Origin of the sequence: Butyrivibrio sp. INlla21 (assembly GCF_900116875.1) — a bacterium.
In the GTDB taxonomy this organism is placed as follows: Bacteria; Bacillota; Clostridia; order Lachnospirales; family Lachnospiraceae; genus Butyrivibrio.
The window spans coordinates 4,615-5,646 of record NZ_FPCC01000053.1 but is presented as its reverse complement, the minus strand read 5'-3'; the positions used below and the strand labels follow the sequence as shown (position 1 = coordinate 5,646).

The 1,032-nt window shown below is 35.3% G+C and carries 2 protein-coding genes; one reads left to right on the top strand and one right to left on the bottom strand.

What is annotated here, in order from left to right:
* Nucleotides 1-270 (top strand): transposase domain-containing protein (locus tag BM377_RS15880; protein WP_143104530.1); only part of this gene is annotated, 270 nt, incomplete at its 5' end.
* Between the two features lie 114 nt (nucleotides 271-384).
* On the opposite strand, the gene BM377_RS15875 is transcribed toward BM377_RS15880, so the two are convergent.
* Nucleotides 385-1,032: hypothetical protein (locus BM377_RS15875; RefSeq protein ID WP_177223930.1), on the bottom strand; the 648-nt coding region annotated here is incomplete at its 5' end.

The following is a 1,032-nucleotide window of genomic DNA, read 5'->3' as shown; positions in this document are numbered from 1 at the left end:
GAACGAAGTATAAGACCGTTCACGATAGGCAGAAAGAACTGGGAGTTCATGAACACCATCAGAGGCGCGAAAGCCAGTGCTGTGATCTATTCAGTTGTTGAGACTGCAAGATTAAATAACCTCAGTTCCTATTACTACGTTGATCACCTCCTTACAGAACTTCCAAAGCTCCGTGATGAGAATGGAAATATAGATACGGCAAGTCTGGATCAGTTATTACCATGGTCCGAGACATTACCAGATAACTGCCGTAAACCACGCCGCAAATAAACCTGCGGCGTTTATTTTACAGATAGGCGGATTATTTGACGCTTACGTTCTTTTCAACAACTGATATCTATTAAAAACACAGAAGCTGCTCACGCCTTGTGAGCAGCTTCTGCGTTAAAATAATCTTTCTAGTCTATTCTCCCTATCAACACTTATTACAGTATAAATTTCTACATCAGCTAAATAGCTATGTATTATGTCGCAGACTTTAGTTTTATCATTAGAACTAAGTTCACCAAAGTCAAATATTACTTGTTCTGCGTTCTTAAATTCACTCAAAAAAGAATACTTATCCTTAGAAGGTGCATAACTGCACTTCATAACTATAACCGGTATATCAATTATTATTTCATCAATTGGTAAAGTCTCAGTATCTGCTCCTCTTATATTAATAGTCATATACTGCAACTTAGCTGTATTCCGTCTTCCCAGAATACTATAATCACATAATGCATCAGTTGTTTGATTATAAAAAGTCGAAGATACATACTCACTTGGACTAGTATTAATAACTAATATATCAATATCGTTAGGAAAATAATCTGGATTCTCATCCACAAATTTATTATGAGCATTGACTACTTCACATAATTCCTTGTAACCCTTCGCCCCATTTTCATACTCTAATTCAAGCTCTATCTTATTATTCTCTTCTCTATAGCCACTGACCTTTAAATTATCGTGAGAGAAAATTCCTATCTGATCAATCCATTCTTTATATGACGTTCTAATGCTATATTTATGTACATAATGTCTTGTGTT